A 22,387-nucleotide genomic window follows, 5' to 3' on the forward strand; every position below is an offset into this window, starting at 1 on the left:
CTTTTATAAAGACCCTTCATCCAAAAGATAAAGGGTCTAATTTTTTATTTTCCGCCAAAAAGTTGTTTTAAGCGCGTGAAAAATCCTGGTTTTTTCGCTTCAATCGACATTAATGGAATAGATTCACCAAGAATGCGTCGTGCAATATTGCGGTATCCTTGAGAGGCGCGATTATTCGGTAACATCGCAACCGGATCTCCGCTATTAGATGAACGAATAACTTCATCATCATCAATAATTATACCAAGTAATTCAATAGATAAATGCGTAGTGATTTCATCGATGTCCATCACATCCCCATTTACCATCATTTGTGTACGAATACGATTGATAATAAGTTTTGGTGGCTCAATATCTTCTTTTTCAAGCAAGCCAATAATTCTGTCCGCATCTCGAACAGCTGAAATCTCTGGAGTAGTCACAACAATTGCTTTATCAGCTCCAGCAACCGCATTTTTATATCCTGTTTCAATTCCTGCTGGGCAATCAATTAGAATATAATCGTAATCAGGACGTAGTTGATTAATTAGCTCTATCATTTGTTCTCCCGAAACAGCATTTTTATCCGTAGTTTGTGCTGCTGGAAGTAAGAAAAGTAAATCATCAAAACGCTTATCTTTAATCATAGCTTGATGGATTTTGCATCGTCCTTCAACAACATCTACTAAATCATAAATAATCCGATTTTCAAGGCCTAGAACAACATCTAAATTACGAAGACCGATATCCATATCAATCAAGCACACTTTCTTACCTTGAAGAGCAAGTGCCGTTCCTAAGTTAGCAGTTGAAGTAGTTTTTCCTACTCCACCTTTCCCAGAAGTAATGACTATAGCTTCTCCCATGTTTAACGCCCTCCTTGAAAATTAGAAATTTCCGGTCTAATTTTTCTTATCTTATGTATTTCATCAATTACTATTTCACCCGCGTCATTTACAAACGCAGAAAATAAATCTGTATCCGCAACTTCTTTATAATCTTCACTATCAAATCCATACACTTTGCCAGCTATTCTAACTTGTGACGGATAAAGAAATTTCCCAGCAACAACAGCATTTTCATCGCCTTCAAAACCAGCATGAATGATTCCCTTAATATTACCAAGAACAAATACATTTCCATTAGAACGAATTTGTCCACCAGGATTCACATCGCCAATTAACAAGAAATCTCCAGGAACTTGAACAACTTGTCCAGAACGAATAATCGTTGCCATGGAAAAAATTTGGTCATTTTCCTTCCATTTTTTAGCGTCATCTTTAGACATAACATTACTATAAAATGCGCTAATCTTCATTTGACTATTGTTATGAATAATAGTTGAAATTTCGCGTTCTTCTTCCTCTGAAAACAGTCGATTCCCAATTTGAACTTGTACCTCTAATTTTTCACCAGAGTATGGGTTTTGCTTTTGATCTGCTAGTAATTGCGATAATTCTTGTTGCAGCTCCGATATACTTGCCTTATCACTAAGAAAAATACTGATGCCACTTTTTGTGCCTTTAATTTGAACATTCTTCTTCATATACCATTTCACCCCGCAACATTTATACTCTAGCCTTTAGTATACACTAACTCAAATTAAATGATAATAAAAAAATACTTTTTCTGAAAAAAACAGCTTGAAATCGCAAACTGTGGATATACTCCACAGTCATACTTTTACAAGTAATAGCGAATTCAAACTGATAAAATTACTATAGTTATTCTGATTTAACCAAACGATCAAGGAATAATCGGAATGGGAAAAAGATAACTAAAAAGAATGCTAGATTAAACAAAATCGTTGTCCAAAGACGCTGATCAATAAATACCGGAATGGTCATTGTGGTCGAACCAATTAAATAATAAAAAGCATATACCAAACTCTCAGTAAGGATAATATTAAATACAGTGATTAAACCTACCAAGAAGATATTATTCTGTAAAACTTTCATAAATTTATCGGTAATGTAAACCGTAAACGGAAAGATTGCAAAATAAATCCCCATGACACCTGTATAATAAATATCAAACAATAACCCTAATATAAAAGCATATACTAAAGTAGTATTACGTTTATAAAAGCAAGTCATTATTGTTAGCATTACAAGTAAAAAGTGTGGAATAAACAGATGCTTATCATTGAAAAGACCATTACCAAACTGGAGGCTAATGACACCTTCTAAAATAAATGTTCCGACCATAATTGCAGGAAGCGCAATATTTTTCTTTACATTCATGGTTACCTGCCTCCAGTCGTGTCCGAACTGGATGTATCATCTGCCGTTGTTCCTGCTTCAGCTGAACGCTTTAGAACAGTAACATGATTTAGATCATACATATCAGCACCCGGCTTAATAAACGCAGTCTGAGATAATCCCATTTTATCAGTTTCTACTTTTTCAATAGTACCGATAAAAATACCTGCCGGGAATTTCCCTCCGAGTCCAGAAGTAACAACTTTTTGTCCTTTTTTAAACTTCATATCATAAGGTAATTGTTTTAATTCAAGCAACTTCGTATCACTGTCATATCCATTAATAATTCCAAATGCATTTTCGTCTCCCTGTACTTTAGCAGAAACACGATTTTTAACATCCGATGAAGTTAACAATTCAACCGTAGCAGATTTTGCACCTGTTGTTGTCACCCTACCAATAAGACCACTCGGCGTAGTTACTGCCATATCTGGTTTTACTCCATCGCTTGAGCCTTTGTCAATCTCAACTTGATCATTCCAATTAGTAGGATTTCTAGAAATAACAGAGGCGTTCAGTGGATCATAGTCCCGGATACTATCAGTAATATCTAGACTTTCTTTTAAATCTTTATTTTCTTTTTTTAAGTCTGCAACTTCACTTTCAAGTTGTGCCAATTCTTCTAAACGTTCTTTCAGATGTTGATTTTCAGTATATGTGTTTTTTAAGTCTGCAACTCCACCAAACACACCTGAGACAAATGAAGTAGGCTTAGCTACAATATTCTCGCCAAATCCAACAACATCTTTCACAAATTGTTCTGGCCACGAAGCATTTTCACGATCGCGTAAAGAAAAACCAACTAACGCGACAAGAACAATAATGGATATTAACAAGATAATCAAACGTTTATTAAGAAAAAATTGTGGCATAACGACACCTCATCTCGTTAGTACTCTTTTTTCATTTTTTTGCAGCGAATTCATCTTGTTATATGACATAAATGAGTGTGTCCATTTAGTTCATTTTTTTGCGTTTATACATGTCCATGTTTTCTAGCGCTTTACCAGTACCAATGGCAACACAATCAAGTGGTTCTTCAGCAATAATTACAGGCATTTTTGTTTCTTCAGAAATAACTGTATCTAAGTTACGAAGAAGCGCACCCCCACCTGTTAATACAATTCCTTTATCCATAATATCAGCAGATAATTCTGGTGGCGTATTTTCAAGTGTTCCTTTTACAGCATCAATAATTGCTGCAACGGTATCAGAAAGTGCTTCACTGATTTCTTCCGGAGTAACTTCAATTGTTTTTGGAAGACCAGTTACTAAATCACGACCACGAATACTAAATGGAGATAAGTCCAATCCTTTTGGACTAGCTGAACCGATTTCCATTTTAATTGCTTCTGCAGTACGATCACCGATTAATAAATTATACTTTTTGCGGATATAATTAATAATAACTTCATCCAAATCGTCGCCAGCAGTTCTTACAGAGCGGCTTGTTACGATACCACCTAAAGAAATTACAGCAACTTCTGTTGTACCACCACCAATATCAACTACCATGCTACCAGTTGGTTCCCCTACAGGAAGACCAGCACCAATAGCTGCAGCGAAAGGTTCTTCAATAGTGAAGGCATCTTTAGCCCCTGCTTGACGAGTTGCATCAATCACAGCGCGTTTTTCAACACCAGTAATGCCTGATGGTACACATATCATTACACGTGGTTTGCTAGCATTAACGCTTTTACCAGCTTTTTGTATGTAATATTTCATCATTGCTGCTGTTGTATCATAATCAGCAATAACGCCATCTTTCATTGGTCGAATAGCAACAATATTTCCTGGTGTTCTACCAATCATATTTTTTGCATCGCTACCAACTGCAACTATTTCTTGTGTGTCTTTTTTCATTGCCACAACGGAAGGCTCACGAAGGACAATACCTTTTCCCTTCATATAGACAAGTGTGTTCGCTGTTCCTAAGTCAATTCCAATATCTTTATTACCAAATCCAAACATCTGTATTCTCCTTTTCCTTCGTAATATTCTACAGGATACATTAAGTTTCCTTATTCGTCCATTAAATTAATGTTACCTTATCCCTTTATGTCAATGTTTCTGTATAGACACATAAACAACCATCTTATTATAACATAAGTAAGAGTATCAGACATTAATTTTTCATGAGAAGGAAAAAATTTTAACTTTTCTTTAAAAATATGTTTTTTGCATTTTTAATTTTATCGAAATTAAACTTTTTAAAGTAATTATTTTTATTTTGAAAATTCCATAATACAAAGAAAAACTGGAATAATAAACATCCCCACAACTATAGAAAAAACAATAATATTATCTTTATATACTTTCCATCGTTTTAGCATAATAAGTCACCTTCTGCTTTTTAATTGATACTCACTTTAACACAAGGAAATAAATGCTGTCTGTAGATAATTTGTGAACACTTTTTTAGTTTAAAAGTAGCCTTTTTCTTTTAAACTAATGTATTTGTTTTTCCCAATAATAATGTGGTCTAAAAGCGTTATTCCAACAATATTTCCAGCCTCCGCTAAACGTTTAGTCACAAGTAAATCTTCACTTGAAGGCGCGGGATCACCAGACGGATGGTTATGAAAACACATTATAGAAGCTGATGATTTTCTTAATGCCAGTCTAAAAACTTCTCTAGGATGAACAATGGAAGCATTCAAACCACCGACAAAGATTGTTTGCCTATAAATCACTTGATTCTTGGTGTTTAAAAAAATACAGTGGAAATGTTCTTGAAAAAGGAAAGCTAACTCAGGCATTACTAGTTTCACTGCATCTTCCGGACATCTAATGACAATTTCTTTTTGTTCCGTAACTAAACTGATGCGTTTCCCAAGTTCGACTGCTGCCATAATTTTTGAGGCTTTAGCAATTCCAATTCCATTCACTAATTGAAATTCTTCAATAGACGCGTACTGCATTTCAGCTATATGTTTAAATTTCATCATAATTCGATTAGCAATTGTTAAAACTGATTCCGTTTTCGTTCCAGTTTCAATAATTAATGCCACTAACTCCGAAGTCGAAAGCGCCTCTATCCCATAATTTTGTAATTTTTCTCGTGGCTTCTCATTTTCCGAGATTTCATTTACTAGCATAAATCCCAACCCTCATTTCATTAAAATACTAACTATGATAAATGATATAAAAATGTAAGGTACAAAAGGCACTTGTTTATTTTTCTCCACTTTTTTTAAAACTAAAGCACTTAAAAGGATGATTGCACCTAGAACAATGGAGAGAAAAAAGATAATATATCCCATTTCAAAACCTAAAAAAGAACTTAAAATAATAAGTATTTTAATGTCGCCTAATCCAATGCCTTTTCGAAATAAAATAAAAAATAGTAAGTAGAAACAATTACTTATAAGACTAGAGTAGATTAAAGATACAGCTGGTTGTTGAAAGGAAATATAACATGTCAACAATACTAAAAAGAATAGAATCATTACAGAATTAGGAACATGCAAATATAAAATATCTGTCACGAAGAAAAAGGCGAGAAAATAATAAATAATACAGCCTATAACAAAACGATAAGAAAAAGAAAATTGATAATGCAGAAGAAGGATGTAAATTGGTGTCGTTAATTCTAATAAAAAGTAGTTAAGCGGAATAGGAGTTTGACAGCATTTAGATTTCCCTTTTAAAAATAGGAATGAATAAATTGGTATCATTTGAGAGAACGATAACGTTTTTTGACAATGATTACATTCTGAAAAACGAAATAGAAATGATTTTTTTATTGGAAAGCATTCCCCTGCGACTTGAATAAAAGAAATAAAAATAGAACTATAGATTATTAGTAAAAAGTAAACCATCCGCCACCTCCTAGTTGTTACAAACAGAATAGCAAAGAAGATTTATTTTTGCACATTGATAAAATGATGTTTTCACTGGGTAGACTAACTAAAAAACACCTATTTTCTCTTAGTAGAAAATAGGTGTTTTTATTTACTTTTAGCATACGAAAATACTATTTTAGTAGTTTGCGCTTTTTTATTTTTCTAAGTATACTCACTTTATTCAAAAATTTAGTTGTGCGATGTAAGCAAATATTTACGGACTTCAGAAATGAAATAAAGCGAGCCTGTAACGAAAAACTTAGTATCATTTTTGATTTCTTTTATATCATCTAGCGCTTGCTTCCAGTTTGGATTAGTAGAAATACCTTCTATAGTTCCAATTTGTGTGACTTCGTAATCACTCATTGCCCGAGGATAATCAAAAGTTGTCAATAAAATTTCAGTATCAGGAATTGTCTTTAATAATGCTATCATTTCTTGATAATTTTTATCTTTAAGTATGCTAACTATTATTTTTTTATGCCCAGGATATGTTTTTATTGAGTCAGCAAAGGTTTTTACGCCTTCAGGATTGTGTGCTCCGTCCAGCATAATAAATGGTTTCACATCAAGCAATTCCATTCTTCCTGGCCAAAAAGCTTTCTTTAATCCCTGTTTAATTGCTGATTGATTAATCTCATAGGATGAAAATGTGTTTAGATACTGTAGTACTTTTATTGCAACTGCTGCATTATTTAACTGATGTATTCCTAACAAGCCAATGGTTATGTCCGGTATTTCGTCTCCATGGGATGTTCTAAAAGTGATTTCATCGCCTCTATTTTGAATGAAGAAATCTTTATTTAGCCATGCAACATTGGAATTGTTTCTAACAGCATTATTTATTATTACTTCTTGCGCTTCTTTTTGAATAACTCCAGAAATAACAGGTATACCTGGTTTTATAATCCCTGCTTTTTCACCAGCTATTTGTTCGATACTATTTCCCAAAAACTCCATATGATCCATTCCAATGGTTGTAATTACAGAGATTAAAGGCGTTAGAACATTTGTGGAGTCTAGTCTTCCTCCAAGCCCAACTTCAATGATACCAATATCGATTGGCTCATACTCTGCAAAACATAAGAACATCATTGCTGTAATAATTTCAAATTCAGATGGCGGACCGTATACAGTTTTTTCAAGTTCTTCAGCTATAGGTTTTATTCTATTTGCTAAATCTACAATCATTTGATCACTAACAGGAATACCATTTACACTAATTCGCTCATTAAAAGTTTCAATATAAGGAGAAGTAAAAGTTCCTGTTTTATATCCTGCTTCTTCTAAACTACTTCTAATAAATGTTAGAGTAGACCCTTTCCCATTAGTGCCAGCTATATGTAACCACTTATTAGCCTTTTCCGGATGGTTAAGCTTTTCCATTATATATTCCATTCGAGCTAATCCGGGTTTTATTCCTAAACGAAGCGTGCCATGAATCCAATCCAAAGCTTCCTGATACGATTTTAATGCCATCTTTTTAACCACCTTAAAAAATGACCTTACCACACGATTTTATGATAAGGTCAAATCATTTTATTAAACTTCTTTCAACGTTTCAATCCTTTCAAGAACTGAAGCTTTTTTCTCTAGATAATCTTTTTCTTTTAAGCGTTCTTCTGCTACAACATTTTCAGGAGCTTTACTAATGAAACGTTCGTTATTTAGTTTACCTTGAACTCTAGCTACTTCTTTATTCCATTTTTCCAGTTCTTTTTCAAGGCGAGCGATTTCTACGTCTAAATCAATTAATGCCTCTAATGGAATAAATATTTCAGCGCCAGATACTACAGCTGTCATTGCAGTCTTAGAAGGCTCGATGTCAAAAGCTATAGTAATATTTTCTGGATTACAAAAGCGTTCTATATAAGAGATATTTTGTTCTAAAATTTCTTTATAAGTTTCATCTTTTGGTTTTATTTCGAGCACGATTGGTTTGCTAAGAGGCGTATTCACTTCTGCACGGATATTTCGTACAGCTCGAATTACTTCAACTAATGTTCGCATTGCAGTTGATGCTTTTGAGTCCATTTGTTGCTCATTAACTTCAGGCCAGTTGGAAATGGTGATAGATTCACCTTCATGAGGCAAGTTTTGCCAAATTTCTTCTGTTACAAATGGCATGAAAGGATGTAGCAATCGCATTGTAGTATTTAAAGTATATGCAAGTACTGATCTTGTAGTTTGTTTAGCAACTTCATCTTCTCCGTATAATGGAATTTTAGCAATTTCAATATACCAATCACAGAAATCATCCCAAATAAAGTTATACAAAGTTCGGCCAACTTCACCAAATTCATATTTTTCACCTAGAGAAGTAACTGCTTGAATGGTTTCATTTAGTCTTGTTAAGATCCACTTATCACTAACTTCAGTCACATTAGATAGGTCGATTTCATCATATTTCATACCATCAAGATTCATTAATACAAATCGTGATGCATTCCAAATCTTATTAATGAAATTCCAAGTAGACTCTACTTTTTCAAAACTAAATTTCAAGTCTTGACCAGGTGAGGAACCAGTTGCAAGTGTGTAGCGTAATGAATCGGCACCATACTTGTCAATAACTTCAATTGGATCTACTCCGTTACCAAGTGATTTAGACATCTTGCGCCCTTCTGAATCACGTACCAAACCATGAATTAAAGTATCTTTAAAAGGTCTTTCTCCTGTAAATTCAACAGATTGGAAAATCATTCTTGATACCCAGAAAAAGATGATATCGTAACCAGTTACTAATGTATTAGTTGGGAAGAAATGTTTGTAATCAGGATTTTCAGTGTCAGGCCAACCCATAGTAGAAAATGGCCATAAAGCAGAACTAAACCAAGTATCCAGAACATCTTCATCTTGCTCCCATTGATCTAGGTTTTCAGGCTCATTCTCCCCAACGTAGATTTCACCAGTTTCTTTGTGATACCAAGCAGGGATTCTATGTCCCCACCATAATTGGCGAGAAATACACCAATCGTGAATATTATCCATCCAAGTTTCATATGTTTTTTCAAATCTAGCAGGTACAAAATTTACTTTGTCTTCTGTTTTTTGAAGTGCTAATGCTTCAGCTGCAAGAGGTTCCATTTTAACGAACCATTGCAATGAAAGATACGGTTCTACTACAGCACCTGTTCTTTCAGAATGTCCTACTGAATGAAGATGAGGTTCTTGTTTTATAAATAAGCCTAAATCTTTAAAGTCTTGAATAATAGCTTTTCTTGCAACAAAACGATCTAAACCATCATATTTACCAGCATTATCATTCATTGTTCCATCTTCGTGCATGACAATTATTCTTGGTAAATCATGACGATTGCCCACTTCAAAGTCGTTTGGATCATGCGCGGGAGTGATTTTCACTGCTCCTGAACCAAATTCTCTTTCTACGTATTCATCAGCAACGATGGGAATTTCTCTGTTTAAAATAGGCAACATAATCGTTTTACCAATTAAGTGTTGGTATCTTTCATCTTTTGGATGTACAGCAACTGCAGTATCTCCAGGAATTGTTTCTGGTCTGGTTGTTGCAACTTCTAAATATCCTGATCCATCAGTAAGTGGATATTTTAGATGATAAAAACTTCCTTCTATATCTTTATGAATAACTTCAATATCTGATAATGCTGTTTTTGCTTCTGGATCCCAGTTTATAATGTACTGTCCACGATAAATAAGCCCTTTATTGTATAGCGTAACAAATACTTTTTTTACTGCATCAGATAAGCCGGCATCTAAAGTAAAACGTTCTCTGGAATAATCTAAACCTAGACCTAATTTTTCCCACTGTTCTCGAATAAAATCAGCATATTCTTCTTTCCATTCCCATGTTTTATCAACGAATTTTTCTCGACCTAAATCATAACGAGAAATATTTTCTTCTTTTAATTTAGCTTCTACTTTTGCTTGTGTAGCTATACCGGCATGGTCCATCCCTGGTAAATAAAGTGTATCAAAGCCTTGCATTCTTTTCATACGAGTAATTATATCTTGTAATGTTGTATCCCAAGCATGCCCCAGATGAAGTTTTCCGGTTACATTTGGTGGCGGGATTACAATACTATAAGGCTTTTTATCAGTATTACCTTCTGCTTTAAAAAACTCTTTTTCTAACCACCATTTATATTTCCCGGCCTCTACATTACTAGGTTCGTATTTGGTAGGCATATTTATTTCGTTTTGTTCTGTCATAACGATTCCTCCTTTTTAAGCAAAATAAAAAACTCTTCTCATCCTAATAAAAGGACGAAAAGAGTATTATTCGCGGTACCACCTTTTTACCTACAATAAGAAATGTAGGCACTTCATTGTGTTAACGATAGACGAGATCTACCGGTTATTCCCTACTATTATTTCAGGAAAACTGCTCCAAGGCTACCTTCAGACATTATTTTTGAAAGCTTACACCGACCGCTTTCTCTCTTAGAAAAATAAATGACCTACTCTTCCTCTTCATCGCATTTAGTTCTATATACTAAAAATAATTTTAACAAATGTTTGTAGATTCGTCAATTAGCCTCGAAGCATTTTACATGTAACGTCAAAAGCTTCTAAAGTCGCATCAATTTCTTTTTCAGTATGCATTGTAGAAATAAAAACGCCTTCAAACTGAGATGGTGGTAGAAAAATACCTTGCGCTAACATTTCTCGGTAGTAGTTTCTGAAAAATTCTAAATCACTTGTTTTAGCAGTATCAAAGTTAGTGACTTTTTGATCAGTGAAGAAAAAGCCGAACATCGAGCCTGCTTTGTTTATTGATAGTGGTACTTCATGTCTATTTGAAATTTCGGTTAAGCCTTCTTCCATGCGCTTAATCAGGGAACGGAATACATCATAATGTTGTGGTGTTAATTGGCGAACCGTTTCAAATCCAGCATTCATTGCTAACGGATTACCTGATAAAGTACCAGCTTGGTAGATAGAGCCGGCTGGAGCAATTTGTTCCATGATTTCTTTTTTACCACCATAAGCACCAACTGGTAGTCCACCACCAATCACTTTTCCTAAACAAGTAATATCAGGGGTTACAACATAGTATCCTTGGGCAGAATAATAGTCCACACGGAAGCCTGTCATAACTTCATCAAAAATTAGTAGCGCACCGTATTCGGTTGTTAGTTCTCGTAATCCTTCTAAGAAACCATCAATTGGAGGGACAACACCCATGTTTCCTGCAACTGGCTCCACGATAACAGCTGCTATTTCTTCACCAAATTTTTCAAAAGCTAGTTTGGCGCCTTCTACATCATTGTATGGAACAGTAATTGTATCAGCAGCAAGACCTTTTGTAACTCCAGGCGAGTCAGGTAATCCTAATGTTGCAACCCCTGAACCAGCTTTGATTAATAAAGAATCTCCGTGACCATGGTAACTTCCTTCAAATTTCAAGATTTTTTCTCTTTTCGTGTATCCACGAGCTAAACGAATAGCGCTCATTGTTGCTTCTGTTCCCGAAGAAACCATACGCACTATTTCGATAGATGGAACGCGCTCAATTACGAGTTTTGCTAGTTCTGTCTCAATTTCTGTAGGTGTACCAAAGCTAGTTCCTTTCATAGCTGCGTTTGTTATCGCATTAACAACAGAAGGATCCGCATGCCCTAAAATAAGTGGTCCCCATGATAAAACGTAATCAATATATTCATTTCCATCGACGTCAGTAATATAGGCACCTTTCCCGTGGTCCATAAAAACTGGTGAAGCATCGACTGAGTTAAAGGCGCGTACTGGGCTGTTTACGCCACCAGGTAAAACTTTTTTTGCTTCTTTAAATGCTTTTTCAGATTTTATATAGTTTTGCAAAATTCCCGCCTCCTATTTGTTTAAGTATGTTGCTACATCTTTTGCAAAGTAAGTAATAATTAATGTCGCTCCAGCTCGTTTCATACTAGTCAGCATTTCTAAAACAATTCGCTCTTCATCAATCCAACCATTTTGAGCTGCTGCTTTTACCATTGCATATTCACCGCTAACATTATAGGCTACAACAGGTAAATTCGTATGATTCTTTACATCTCGCATTATATCAAGGTACGAAAGAGATGGCTTCACTATTAGAAAGTCTGCTCCTTCTTGCTCATCCGATTGAGCCTCCCGTAATGCTTCTTCGCGATTCGCGGGATCCATTTGATAGGATTTTCTATCTCCAAATTGCGGTGCACTACCAGCGGCATCACGGAAAGGTCCATAAAATGCAGAAGCGTATTTCACTGCGTAAGACATAATTGGTATATCGTAGAACCCAGCTTCATCAAGGCCTTCTCTGATTACTTGAACAAAACCATCCATCATGTTTGAAGGAGCAATGATGTCCGCACCAGCAGCAGCTTGACTGACAGCTGTTTGTTTCAGTAATTCTAGTGATTCATCGTTTAGAATTTGACCATTCTCGATTACACCACAATGTCCATGATCTGTGAATTCACATAAACATGTATCTGCTACCACAATTATTTCAGGAAATTTGCTTTTTATTAATCTAGTTGCTTCTTGGATAATACCATGATCATGATAAGCTTGTGTGCCAACAGCATCTTTTTCAGCAGGTATTCCAAATAAAATAACAGCTTTAATTCCAAGGCTCGTAACAGCGTTCATTTCCGCTTCTAATTCATGTAGAGGAAATTGAAAAACACCTGGCATGGAAACTACTTCTGTTTTTGGTTCTGTACCATCTTTGACAAAAATCGGATAGATTAAATCATCTGTATGTAAAACTGTCTCCCTCACTAAATCACGCATTGTTTTTGTCTTTCTTAAACGACGATGTCTATCAAATTGATTACTCATTTAAATTCCTCCTGTATTATCAAATCAGCTAAGTGCTTCATGGTGAAGGTTTTTGGTTGGTATGTAACTTCCCAACCATCTGCTAAAATTGCTTCGGTAGTTATATTACCGATTGATGCAATGCGCCAGTTTTCATTTTTAATAGAAAATTGTTTCGCAATCGTATAAAAGTTCTTCCAAGCAGAGGGGCTAGCGAAAATAATTATTCGTTTTTCATCTAGTTTTAATTGTTCGATTAATATTGTTTGAGAATTTTCTGGGAAGCTTGTTTCATATAATTCAATCGGAAAAACTAGGTGGCCGTTTTGCGTCAGTGTATCTTCTATTATCGTTCGACTTAAGTTGCTTTGTGGAAGTAAAATACTTGTTTGGCTAGTATTTTCACTTAACCACTCAGACAAAAATACTTCTGATTGGTAAACGGACGGTACAAAATTAGGCTTATATCCATATTCTGCTAACTTTTCTTTTGTTTTCTCTCCAATAACGGCTATTTTGTAATTTAATTTACCAGCTTGTTCATTGAAGAAATATTCTACTGCATTCGCACTTGTTAAAAAAAGCCAGTCTGCCTCTTTTTGATTTAGACTCAGACTAATTTTTTTAGGATGCGTTTCAATTAGTGGAATTGATTCAACGTCGAAACCATTTTGCGAAAAATAATCTTGCCATGGTTTATTTTTGCTCGCTTCTCTTGTTAAAACAATTTTTTTAATCATATATTTCTCAGCTCTTTGATAATGGTATCTGCACCTTCACTCAGCAATTCTTCAGCTACTTGATTGCCAATTTCAGCTGGGCTCGCACCAGTTCGTTCAGATTCAAGAATAATGGAACCATCTGAGTTACCAACCAAACCTTTAAAGTGAACTGAATCGCCTGTTTTTGTCGCAAATCCAGCAATTGGGATTTCGCAGCCGCCATTTAGTTTTTTCAAGAAAACGCGCTCTGCTTCTACACAGATTCCCGTTTCTTCATGGTGAATAGAAGCTAGCATATCGCAAATTTGAAGATCGGTTTCTCTACATTCGATAGCAAGAGCCCCTTGCCCTACAGCAGGTAAACATAATTCAGGAGATATATCTTCTAGTTTTAAACTCGTATTTTCAAGCCAACCCATTCGTGCAAGTCCAGCTTTTGCTAAAATGATTGCATCAAAGTTTTCAGCATGTAATTTTTGAAGCCGAGTATCAATATTGCCACGAATTGGCTTAACGACAAAATCAGGACGATGTTTTAAGAGTTGTGCCGCGCGACGTAGACTACTTGTGCCGATTACTGCACCTTTTGGTAAGTCATCTAGCGTGCTTACCTCATTAAAAACAAAACAATCTAATGGGGATTCACGTTTTGGAATTGCTCCAATGACTAGTCCATCTTTCAAACTTGAAGGCACATCTTTCATACTATGTACCGCGAAATCTATTACTTCATCGCTCAAAGCTTGCTCAACTTCAGAAACAAATAGACCTTTTCCACCGACTTTACTCAAAGTAACATCTAAAATACGGTCGCCCTTTGTAACAATTTCTTTTATTTCAAAATCGATTTCAGGATAGTTTTCTTTGAGTTTTTTTATCACCCAGTTAGACTGTGTTAAAGCTAATTTACTACGTCTTGAACCAACAATTATTTTCCGTTTCATGCATTAACTCCTCGTTTCAGCTTGTTCTTTTTCTATTATAGCTACATCTGTTTCCGTTAAACCAAATATCCGTTTAAAATGTTCAATACTTGTATCTGCATTTTCTTCCACAGACATTTCCTTTAATTCTGAGATAGGTTGTTTTAGCATTTGATTAATGATACTTTTCATATGTTTCCCGATTTGGACGTATTCACGTTCTGTTAATCCAGGAAGTTTATTTTCTAAGCTAGTCATAGTAACTTCTTGCATATCTAACGCTTTTTCGCGCAAAGCTCGGATGACAGGAACGACGCCGAGTTGTTTTTCCCATTCAAAAAAGCTTCGAACTTCTGTCTCAATGGTGTTTTCAAGTTCTTGAACGATCCTTTGACGTTCTAAAGAGTTAGCACTTACCACTCCAGCTAAATCATCAATATCATATAAATGGAAATTGGGAATATATGAACAATCATGTTCAACATTTCTTGGTAAGCCGATGTCAATTACAAGCATAGAGCTCGCTTTTTGTTCCATCAATTCTTGCATAGCTACCTGTTTAATAATCGGCTCTTCAGCACTTGTTGAGACGAGAACAATATCTGCTTCTAACAAATGGTCCGACATATTTTCATATGCACCAACTTTTGCTTGAAATTGATGCGCTAATATTTCTGCGTTAGATTTTGTGCGATTGATAATAGTAATATCTGCAATGCCACTTCCAGCAAGATTTTGTAAAGCAAGTTCGCTCATTTCCCCTGCTCCAATAAGGACGATTTTTTTATTATCTAATGAACCATATAGTTTTTTGGCAACTTCTACAGCTGCATAACTGACCGAAACGGCATTTTCGTTAATTTTCGTATGATGATGCACTTTTTTAGCAAAAGTAACTACTTCCCGAAAAAGTTTATTTAAGAGTGTGCCTGTTGTTCCAGTCTGTTTCGCGATTTCGAATGCATGTTTTACTTGTCCGAGAATTTGCGTTTCTCCGAGCACAAGTGAATCGAGTCCCGCAGTTACTTTATATAAATGATTGACGGCCTCTGCTTCTTCATGAAAAAACAAATAAGGCTCGATTTTTTCCATATCCATTTGAAACCAATTGGCCATAAAGCGTTTTAAGTAATATCTGCCTGTATGTATTTGATCGACGACAGCCACAATCTCCGTACGATTGCATGTCGAAATAATAACATTTTCGAGGATACTTTTTTCCTGCAGTAATGTTACTAAGGCCATTTCTTCTTCCGTTTCTTTAAAAACTAATTTTTCGCGGATGTCGATTGGTGCTGTGTGATGATTCAGCCCCATGGTGAGAATAAACATTCGATAATCCTCCTAAAATTAAATTGAACTCTAATACATTCTACCACTTTTCGATGTGGACACCAAATAGTCCGTTTATGTATTTAGACGGAAAAAAGAGCTGGATTTTTCATTCCAACTCTTTCTATTATTCCATTCCTTCTTTGATAAACTGCCATGCTTCGTCTTTTCCCATCTTTGTTTCAGAAGAAAATAAGACAAATTTGTCGTCAGGATCAAAATCAAGTGTTTCGCGAACAATTTTAGCATTTTTTTGCCATTTGCTGCGTGGGATTTTGTCGGCTTTTGTTGCTACAACGATAACCGGAATATCATAATACTTTAGAAATTCATACATCATTCGGTCATCTTCTGTAGGTTTATGGCGCAAATCTACAATTTGAATAACACCACGAAGTTGCTCACGAGAAGTAATATAAGTTTCAATCATCACGCCCCATTTTTCGCGTTCGGTTTTTGAAACTTTAGCAAAACCATAGCCTGGTACATCGACAAAGAAAAGTGCTTCTTCAATTTTATAAAAATTTAGCGTTTGTGTTTTTCCTGGTTTTTGTGAAATTCTTGCCATACTTTTACGGCGAATCATCGTATTAATAAACGATGACTTTCCGACGTTGGATCGACCTGCAAGTGCATATTCTGGAAGGTCTGTTTCAGGGTATTGCTCTGGTCGAACAGCGCTTATTACTAGTTCTACATTATTTACATCCATATTTGTCCATCCTGTTCTATTCATTATCTTTTACTAGTATAACGGAAAAAGAGGAAAAAAGCACCATGAAAAAATACTGCCCCGTTTGAGACAGTATTTTTCAGATTAATATTTGCTTACTTCTGCTACTACTTGTGCAATGAAGGCATCTAGATCCATTGTTTCTGAATCCTTAGAGCCGTAGCGACGAACGTTTACAGAACCAGCTTCTACTTCTTGGTCCCCAAGCACTAATGCGTATGGGATTTTCTTAGTTTGCGCTTCACGGATTTTATATCCTAGTTTTTCGTTACGGTCATCTACTTCCGCGCGAAGTCCAGCGCGTTGTAATTTATCTTGTACACCTTTTGCATAATCTAAATGAGCGTCGGCATTAACTGGGATAAGTTCCATTTGAACTGGAGCTAACCAAGTTGGGAAAGCACCTTTATATTCTTCAATTAGGTAAGCAACAAAGCGTTCCATTGTCGATACAACACCGCGGTGAATAACTACTGGGCGATGTTTTTCACCATCTTCGCCGATGTAAGTTAAATCAAAGCGTTCTGGAAGTAAGAAGTCAAGTTGTACAGTAGAAAGAGTTTCTTCTTTTCCTATAGCAGTTTTTACTTGAACATCTAGTTTTGGACCATAAAACGCAGCTTCACCCTCTGCTTCAAAGTAATCCATATTCATTTCATCCATTGCGGATTTAAGCATTGCTTGGGCTTTTTCCCACATCGCATCATCGTCAAAATATTTTTCAGTATTTTTCGGATCGCGATAGCTTAGGCGGAAGGAGTAATCTTTAATATCAAAGTCTTTATATACTTCTAAAATTAGCTCCACAACGCGTTTGAATTCATCTTTAATTTGATCTGGGCGAACAAATACATGTGCATCATTTAGAGTCATGCCACGAACACGTTGTAGTCCTGAAAGTGCTCCACTCATTTCATAGCGGTGCATCATGCCAAGTTCTGCAATACGGATTGGCAGTTCACGATAACTATGAATGTCATTTTTATAAATCATCATGTGATGTGGGCAGTTCATTGGGCGTAACACAAGTTCTTCGTTATCCATTTTCATAGTTGGGAACATATCTTCATGGTAGTGATCCCAGTGACCGCTTGTTTTGTAAAGTTCCACGTTTGCCATAATTGGAGTATAAACGTGATTGTAACCTAGGCGTTCTTCTTTATCCACGATGTAACGCTCAATAACGCGACGGATAGTTGCACCTTTTGGTAACCAAAGAGGTAGTCCTTGACCGACTTCGATACTGTTCGCGAATAAATCTAATTCTTTCCCTAATTTACGATGGTCACGTTCTTTTGCTTCTTTTTGCATTTGGATAAATTCTTTTAAACCATTTTTGTCAAAGAAAGCTGTGCCGTAAATACGTTGAAGCATTTTGTTGTTGCTGTCTCCGCGCCAGTATGCACCAGCCACGCTTAACAGTTTAAACACTTGAATTTTACCAGTAGAAGGAACATGGACACCGCGACAAAGGTCGAAAAACTCGCCTTGAGTATAAATTGTCACTGTTTCATCTTCAGGAATTGCTTCGATTAGTTCTAATTTATATTGATCGCCAATCGCTTCAAAACGTTTAATTGCTTCTTCACGAGAAACAACTTCGCGTTCGATTGGTACATTTTCACGAACGATTTTTTGCATTTCTTTTTCGATTTCAACTAAAGATTCATCACTAATAACAGCTTCTGTATCAATATCATAGTAGAAACCAGATTCAATCGCTGGACCAACTCCAAATTTCACATCTGGATAAAGTCGTTTTAGCGCTTGAGCCATTAGATGAGCAGTACTATGGCGCAAAATGCCAAGTGCATCTTCATGATCCGGAGTGACGATTTCAATTGCCCCATCTTCATGGATTGGAGTTACTAAGTCAAGTAATTCTCCGTTTAATTTACCTGCGAGTGCTTTCTTTTTTAGACCTGGGCTGATGGAAGCCGCGATGTCAGCTGTTGACACGCCTGGCTCAAATTCTTTTACAGCGCCGTCTGGAAATGTGATTTTCATACTAATCTCTCCTTTTCTTTTTTTAAATGTGGTTAGGAGGGCAAAATAAAAAACCCATCCCTCCTGTTGTCAAGGGACGAGTTTATGCTCGTGGTTCCACCCAAGATTCAGAAATAGCTAAAATTAACTACTTCACTCTTGTCGCCTGTAACGGAGCGATCCGTCTATTATTACTAGTAAAAAACGTTCCTAATAGAAGTTCCAAGGTGGTCCAAATTTAAGTTCCAATAGAAGGTTCCCAGCTAGCCCTTCCTCTCTATAATTTTCCGTTAAATTGGTTGTCCTTTTCATCACTTTGTTTTATATTACTTCACATTATAAGCCCGATGAGATATATTTGCAAGTACTTTTTAGAAGCGGCGATTTTTTCCTTCTAAGTTGACCTCTTTAGATAAATAACGCACCCGTTCCATGATTCGGCGAGCTTTTAGTTTTTCTTCAGTACCATTTTGAGCAAACATTAAATGATTCTCAAGTTGATCCATATTGTAATTAGACGAGAAGAATGTTGGTAATTCTTCTTGCATCCGGAATTGTAAAATCGCACCCAGCACTTCATCGCGTGTCCACGCTGTCATCGATTCTGCGCCAATATCATCAAGCATTAATACTTCGGTTTCTTTGGCAAACTGGATTTTTTCGCCAACAGTATTATCCGAAATAGACTGCTTCACTTCCCGCATAAATTCTGGTAAATAAACTAGAGTCGTCGAAATACCTTTTAAAGCTAACTCTTTTGCAAGTGCTCCAAGCAAGTAGGATTTTCCAGTCCCAAAACTTCCATGAATAAATAACCCCTTCACACGCTCACCATTTTGAGGTGGATAGTTATTTAAAAATTGATAAGCTTCAACAAGCGCCAGTTTACGCGATTCTTCATCGGTATAAAAGTCAGCTAAATTAGCATCCACCACTTGTTTTGGCATGTAAAGCGAACGAATTCTCCGCTCGACAGCACGACGTTTATCTTCTTCAATTTTTTCTTTTGTTGGATAATAGGTGACAGTAATGAATTCCCCGTTAAGGACAAGTTTTGGAGCATAACCAGGCATTAATGTCTCTTCTTGCTCTGTGAATTTTTTATGTTGCGTCATAAATTCGTACAAATTAGACAAGTTTTGATTAATTAATTGTTCCGTAATATCTTCTTTATTTTCCTTGAAAAAATCTTGAATTGGTTGATAATGGAGAACTTGTTGTTTTAAACCTTGGTATTCTTTTTCAAAATCTCGCCCTTCAAAAAGCTGTCCTAATGTTCTTTCGATGTTATCCATATTCTTCACCTACCTTTTATTTAGTCGTTCTTTAATTTCACGAACTTGTTCTTCAAGCGTTTGTTTTTCTTTATCTGTCATTTTGTTTTCTGCTGGAGCAACTTGTTCTTTATCAAACCAATCCGGTAAAATTTCTTTTCTAGTGGATTTTTGGTAATTTCGGTTGTAATTATTATTTTTCGGTGTGGCTGGTTCTTCTTGTAGTCGTTTATATTTTTCGTGCTCTTGCCACGCGAGATCCATAGCTTCTTTTGCCGTTTTTACATTTTTTCGTTTCCAGTGGGCCGCGATAGTCATCATGTAATTTTTAGAAAGCTTCCGGTCTAGGCGAAGTAAAACATATTCAATTAGCACATTCATCACGGGAACCGGCAGATTTTGTTGATTCATGACTTCTTCTACGACGCGTAAATCGGTTTCTGCCGGGATCGCGCCGTCTGAAATATCCACTAATAATTGGAATGGCGTGATGCTCTCTAAATAAACTTGAAGGGCTTCTTCATCATTTAAAGCTTCTTCTGGTTCTTTTTTTACAGGTGTTTCCTGCTTCATTTGCAATTTTGGTGGTGCGCCGTTTTCAATCGTGTAGCCTTCGCGCACGATTTTTCGTAAATAAACGATGTCGATTTCGCCATTTGCATCAAGCGCACGATACAAATAACTCGGCATATCTTTTTCAGAAACTTGATAAATCCCGTGTAATTTTAAAATCGTTTGGCGCACTTCTTTTGTTATTTTTTCCCGGGCAATCATCCCTGGCGAAAGTAAACTTAAGAATAAATTAAAGTCAAAACTCGCGTCATCAAATTCGATTTCTTTTGGCGCAATTTTATCCACTAAAACCTGATTAGATTCTGATGGAACTGCACTACTGCCACCTTTAAACGGTTCAAAAACATCTTGGAACGAACGAGTAATTTCGCTGTATGTATCTGTGTCAAAAGTTTCATCTGCAAAAAAACGACGCAAACGCTGAAACTGCGCATTGCCAATTTTACTATATAAATAAATATTTAAAAGACCATCTGAAAAAAACTTTTCGGGTGATAACGGTGGTAAAATTTCGTAAATATAAAAGCGTTGGTCATTTTCTGTTTTCACATAACTTTTTAAAAGACCTAAGCCTTCTAGTTTCAATCGCGCCTCGAATAACGCTTTCAAACTAATATCAAGCATATTTAAAAGTTGGACGTGCGAATGCGCTTCTGACCAGAGTCTGTTTTCTTCCACTTCTGTGAACAGGGTTTGGTATAAAGCAAGACATTCCGCCCCCATTAACGGTTGATACAACATCGTAATTATTTTTCTATCGGCACCTGTCAAAATCCCACTTGCCTTCACTTGATAGCTATCTACCGCCTGAAGCTCCATCCAAAATTCCGTCAATTTACTCACCTATCTTTATTTTTTTCCATCAAATCTTTTAGTTCTTCTACAAACACACTAATATCTTTAAATTGGCGATAAACCGATGCAAAGCGCACGTAGGCAACTTCATCAAGACTCGCTAATTTATTCATTACTTTTTCACCGATTAAATCAGAAGCGATTTCGCTGTCACCAATGTTTCTTAGTTCGCGCTCTACTTCATTCACGATTTCTTCAATTTGTTCCGCACTAACTGGGCGTTTCTCACAAGCTCTTATTAAACCACGTCTTACTTTTTCACGAGCAAATTCTTCTCTTGCCCCGTCTTTTTTCACAACTATTAAAGGACTCTCTTCTACCTTTTCAAAAGTAGTAAAACGGAATCCGCATTTTTCACATTCACGCCTTCTTCGGATGGAGTTACCATCGTCTGCCGGTCTTGAGTCTACAACACGCGTGCCATTATATTTACAAGTAGGACATCTCACAAAAAATCACTCCTATCTTTAGCATTCTTTATCTGTTTATTTGTATGCCTCATTATACCATGTGAAAGTAAGGGTGGCTATTTGTTATTAACAAAACGCTCGATAAATGTAAGGACTTGCTTTTGTGTTTTTTCCAGTGACTCATTATTATCTATCACAAAATCGGCTTTTTTCGCCTTTTCATCAATTCCCATTTGGCTATTAATTCTTGCTAATGCCTCTTCTTTAGTTAGGTTATTTCGTTCCATTAAACGCTTTAACTCTGTTTCCGGTGTCGTCCAAACCACGATAATTTGATCCATTAAAGATTCTAAATGACTTTCAAAAAGTAGCGGAATATCAAAAAATACAACTTTTTCTCCTGCTTCAAAAAAGCGTTCTCTTTCATTCAACATATAGTCTTTCACGCGAGGATGGGTAATTTCATTTAATTTCTCCCGTTTTTCTTTATCTTGAAAAATAATTTCTCCTAATTTAGCCCGGTTTAAAGTACCGTCTTCAAGTAAAATGTCTTTTCCAAAGTATGCAACAATTTCCGCTAGGCCATCTGTTCCTTTTTCAACTACTTTTCTAGCTGCGACATCAGCATCAACTAGCGGAATTCCAGCTTGCTGAATCAGGTTACTCACAGTTGACTTTCCTGTTGCCACACTTCCTGTTAATCCAATTGTTTTACCCATGATTTCA

General features: G+C 36.0%; 20 protein-coding genes and 2 other annotated features. All 20 genes read right to left on the reverse strand.

Going from position 1 to position 22,387, the window contains the following annotated elements:
- Window positions 1–44 precede the first annotated feature (44 nt).
- On the reverse strand, window positions 45–845 hold the full coding sequence (minD, locus tag PQQ29_RS07920) for a septum site-determining protein MinD (protein WP_003762415.1): 801 nt from the start codon (window positions 843–845) through the stop codon (window positions 45–47).
- A 2-nt stretch (window positions 846–847) separates the two neighbouring features.
- Window positions 848–1,525 carry a septum site-determining protein MinC gene (gene minC, locus PQQ29_RS07925; RefSeq protein ID WP_003762416.1) on the reverse strand — a complete coding sequence of 226 codons (678 nt, stop codon included), beginning with the start codon at window positions 1,523–1,525 and terminating at the stop codon, window positions 848–850.
- 178 nt (window positions 1,526–1,703) lie between these two features.
- Window positions 1,704–2,222, reverse strand: coding sequence for a rod shape-determining protein MreD (gene mreD / locus PQQ29_RS07930; protein WP_003762418.1), 519 nt, complete (start codon window positions 2,220–2,222; stop codon window positions 1,704–1,706).
- Between the two features lie 2 nt (window positions 2,223–2,224).
- Window positions 2,225–3,112, reverse strand: a complete 888-nt coding sequence (mreC, locus tag PQQ29_RS07935; protein WP_003762420.1) for a rod shape-determining protein MreC — start codon at window positions 3,110–3,112, stop codon at window positions 2,225–2,227.
- 85 nt (window positions 3,113–3,197) lie between these two features.
- A complete protein-coding gene (locus PQQ29_RS07940; protein WP_003767044.1) occupies window positions 3,198–4,211 on the reverse strand; it encodes a rod shape-determining protein in 1,014 nt (337 codons plus the stop codon).
- A 452-nt stretch (window positions 4,212–4,663) separates the two neighbouring features.
- A complete protein-coding gene (radC, locus tag PQQ29_RS07945) occupies window positions 4,664–5,338 on the reverse strand; it encodes a RadC family protein (RefSeq protein WP_003762424.1) in 675 nt (224 codons plus the stop codon).
- A 12-nt stretch (window positions 5,339–5,350) separates the two neighbouring features.
- Window positions 5,351–6,061 (reverse strand): prepilin peptidase, encoded by a 711-nt coding sequence (locus PQQ29_RS07950; protein WP_033838194.1) that lies wholly within the window; start codon window positions 6,059–6,061, stop codon window positions 5,351–5,353.
- 213 nt (window positions 6,062–6,274) lie between these two features.
- Complete coding sequence (locus tag PQQ29_RS07955) at window positions 6,275–7,564, reverse strand: bifunctional folylpolyglutamate synthase/dihydrofolate synthase (RefSeq protein ID WP_187984126.1); 1,290 nt, start codon at window positions 7,562–7,564, stop codon at window positions 6,275–6,277.
- Window positions 7,565–7,627: 63 nt separating this feature from the next.
- Window positions 7,628–10,276, reverse strand: coding sequence for a valine--tRNA ligase (locus PQQ29_RS07960; protein WP_187984127.1), 2,649 nt, complete (start codon window positions 10,274–10,276; stop codon window positions 7,628–7,630).
- Window positions 10,277–10,323: 47 nt separating this feature from the next.
- Window positions 10,324–10,550: a binding site (T-box leader), on the reverse strand.
- Between the two features lie 47 nt (window positions 10,551–10,597).
- Window positions 10,598–11,887 (reverse strand): glutamate-1-semialdehyde 2,1-aminomutase, encoded by a 1,290-nt coding sequence (gene hemL / locus PQQ29_RS07965; protein WP_003762428.1) that lies wholly within the window; start codon window positions 11,885–11,887, stop codon window positions 10,598–10,600.
- Between the two features lie 12 nt (window positions 11,888–11,899).
- Window positions 11,900–12,874 carry a porphobilinogen synthase gene (hemB, locus tag PQQ29_RS07970; RefSeq protein ID WP_003771971.1) on the reverse strand — a complete coding sequence of 325 codons (975 nt, stop codon included), beginning with the start codon at window positions 12,872–12,874 and terminating at the stop codon, window positions 11,900–11,902.
- On the reverse strand, window positions 12,871–13,593 hold the full coding sequence (locus PQQ29_RS07975) for a uroporphyrinogen-III synthase (protein ID WP_003771974.1): 723 nt from the start codon (window positions 13,591–13,593) through the stop codon (window positions 12,871–12,873). The genes hemB and PQQ29_RS07975 overlap by 4 nt, the downstream gene beginning before the upstream one ends.
- Window positions 13,590–14,519: a hydroxymethylbilane synthase gene (gene hemC, locus PQQ29_RS07980; RefSeq protein WP_187984128.1), complete on the reverse strand. Its 930-nt coding sequence runs from the start codon at window positions 14,517–14,519 to the stop codon at window positions 13,590–13,592. Before hemC ends, PQQ29_RS07975 begins: the two co-directional genes overlap by 4 nt.
- A 3-nt stretch (window positions 14,520–14,522) precedes the next feature.
- Window positions 14,523–15,830: a glutamyl-tRNA reductase gene (hemA, locus tag PQQ29_RS07985; RefSeq protein WP_187984129.1), complete on the reverse strand. Its 1,308-nt coding sequence runs from the start codon at window positions 15,828–15,830 to the stop codon at window positions 14,523–14,525.
- Between the two features lie 127 nt (window positions 15,831–15,957).
- On the reverse strand, window positions 15,958–16,542 hold the full coding sequence (gene yihA / locus PQQ29_RS07990) for a ribosome biogenesis GTP-binding protein YihA/YsxC (RefSeq protein ID WP_003762435.1): 585 nt from the start codon (window positions 16,540–16,542) through the stop codon (window positions 15,958–15,960).
- Between the two features lie 105 nt (window positions 16,543–16,647).
- Window positions 16,648–18,570 (reverse strand): threonine--tRNA ligase, encoded by a 1,923-nt coding sequence (thrS, locus tag PQQ29_RS07995; protein ID WP_003762436.1) that lies wholly within the window; start codon window positions 18,568–18,570, stop codon window positions 16,648–16,650.
- Window positions 18,571–18,639: 69 nt separating this feature from the next.
- Window positions 18,640–18,870, reverse strand: a binding site (T-box leader).
- Window positions 18,871–18,920: 50 nt separating this feature from the next.
- Complete coding sequence (gene dnaI / locus PQQ29_RS08000) at window positions 18,921–19,844, reverse strand: primosomal protein DnaI (protein ID WP_003767061.1); 924 nt, start codon at window positions 19,842–19,844, stop codon at window positions 18,921–18,923.
- A gap of 9 nt (window positions 19,845–19,853) precedes the next feature.
- Window positions 19,854–21,230 (reverse strand): replication initiation and membrane attachment family protein, encoded by a 1,377-nt coding sequence (locus PQQ29_RS08005; RefSeq protein ID WP_033532997.1) that lies wholly within the window; start codon window positions 21,228–21,230, stop codon window positions 19,854–19,856.
- 5 nt (window positions 21,231–21,235) lie between these two features.
- On the reverse strand, window positions 21,236–21,700 hold the full coding sequence (nrdR, locus tag PQQ29_RS08010) for a transcriptional regulator NrdR (RefSeq protein WP_003762439.1): 465 nt from the start codon (window positions 21,698–21,700) through the stop codon (window positions 21,236–21,238).
- Window positions 21,701–21,777: 77 nt separating this feature from the next.
- On the reverse strand, window positions 21,778–22,380 hold the full coding sequence (coaE, locus tag PQQ29_RS08015; RefSeq protein WP_033532996.1) for a dephospho-CoA kinase: 603 nt from the start codon (window positions 22,378–22,380) through the stop codon (window positions 21,778–21,780).
- Window positions 22,381–22,387: the final 7 nt, after the last annotated feature.

It is taken from the genome of Listeria innocua (genome assembly GCF_028596125.1).
Taxonomy (GTDB): domain Bacteria; phylum Bacillota; class Bacilli; order Lactobacillales; family Listeriaceae; genus Listeria; species Listeria innocua.

Bases quoted from the DNA above. Each gene is read 5' to 3' on its own strand.
- radC (WP_003762424.1), bottom strand. From the start codon at position 5,338: ATGCTAGTAAATGAAATCTCGGAAAATGAGAAGCCACGAGAAAAATTA.
- hemC (WP_187984128.1), bottom strand. From the start codon at position 14,519: ATGAAACGGAAAATAATTGTTGGTTCAAGACGTAGTAAATTAGCTTTA.
- dnaI (WP_003767061.1), bottom strand. From the start codon at position 19,844: ATGGATAACATCGAAAGAACATTAGGACAGCTTTTTGAAGGGCGAGAT.
- thrS (WP_003762436.1), bottom strand. From the start codon at position 18,570: ATGAAAATCACATTTCCAGACGGCGCTGTAAAAGAATTTGAGCCAGGC.
- PQQ29_RS07960 (WP_187984127.1), bottom strand. From the start codon at position 10,276: ATGACAGAACAAAACGAAATAAATATGCCTACCAAATACGAACCTAGT.
- minD (WP_003762415.1), bottom strand. From the start codon at position 845: ATGGGAGAAGCTATAGTCATTACTTCTGGGAAAGGTGGAGTAGGAAAA.
- PQQ29_RS07975 (WP_003771974.1), bottom strand. From the start codon at position 13,593: ATGATTAAAAAAATTGTTTTAACAAGAGAAGCGAGCAAAAATAAACCA.
- coaE (WP_033532996.1), bottom strand. From the start codon at position 22,380: ATGGGTAAAACAATTGGATTAACAGGAAGTGTGGCAACAGGAAAGTCA.
- PQQ29_RS07940 (WP_003767044.1), bottom strand. From the start codon at position 4,211: ATGTTTGGATTTGGTAATAAAGATATTGGAATTGACTTAGGAACAGCG.
- PQQ29_RS07955 (WP_187984126.1), bottom strand. From the start codon at position 7,564: ATGGCATTAAAATCGTATCAGGAAGCTTTGGATTGGATTCATGGCACG.
- hemB (WP_003771971.1), bottom strand. From the start codon at position 12,874: ATGAGTAATCAATTTGATAGACATCGTCGTTTAAGAAAGACAAAAACA.
- mreD (WP_003762418.1), bottom strand. From the start codon at position 2,222: ATGAATGTAAAGAAAAATATTGCGCTTCCTGCAATTATGGTCGGAACA.
- yihA (WP_003762435.1), bottom strand. From the start codon at position 16,542: ATGGATGTAAATAATGTAGAACTAGTAATAAGCGCTGTTCGACCAGAG.
- hemA (WP_187984129.1), bottom strand. From the start codon at position 15,830: ATGTTTATTCTCACCATGGGGCTGAATCATCACACAGCACCAATCGAC.
- mreC (WP_003762420.1), bottom strand. From the start codon at position 3,112: ATGCCACAATTTTTTCTTAATAAACGTTTGATTATCTTGTTAATATCC.
- minC (WP_003762416.1), bottom strand. From the start codon at position 1,525: ATGAAGAAGAATGTTCAAATTAAAGGCACAAAAAGTGGCATCAGTATT.
- PQQ29_RS07950 (WP_033838194.1), bottom strand. From the start codon at position 6,061: ATGGTTTACTTTTTACTAATAATCTATAGTTCTATTTTTATTTCTTTT.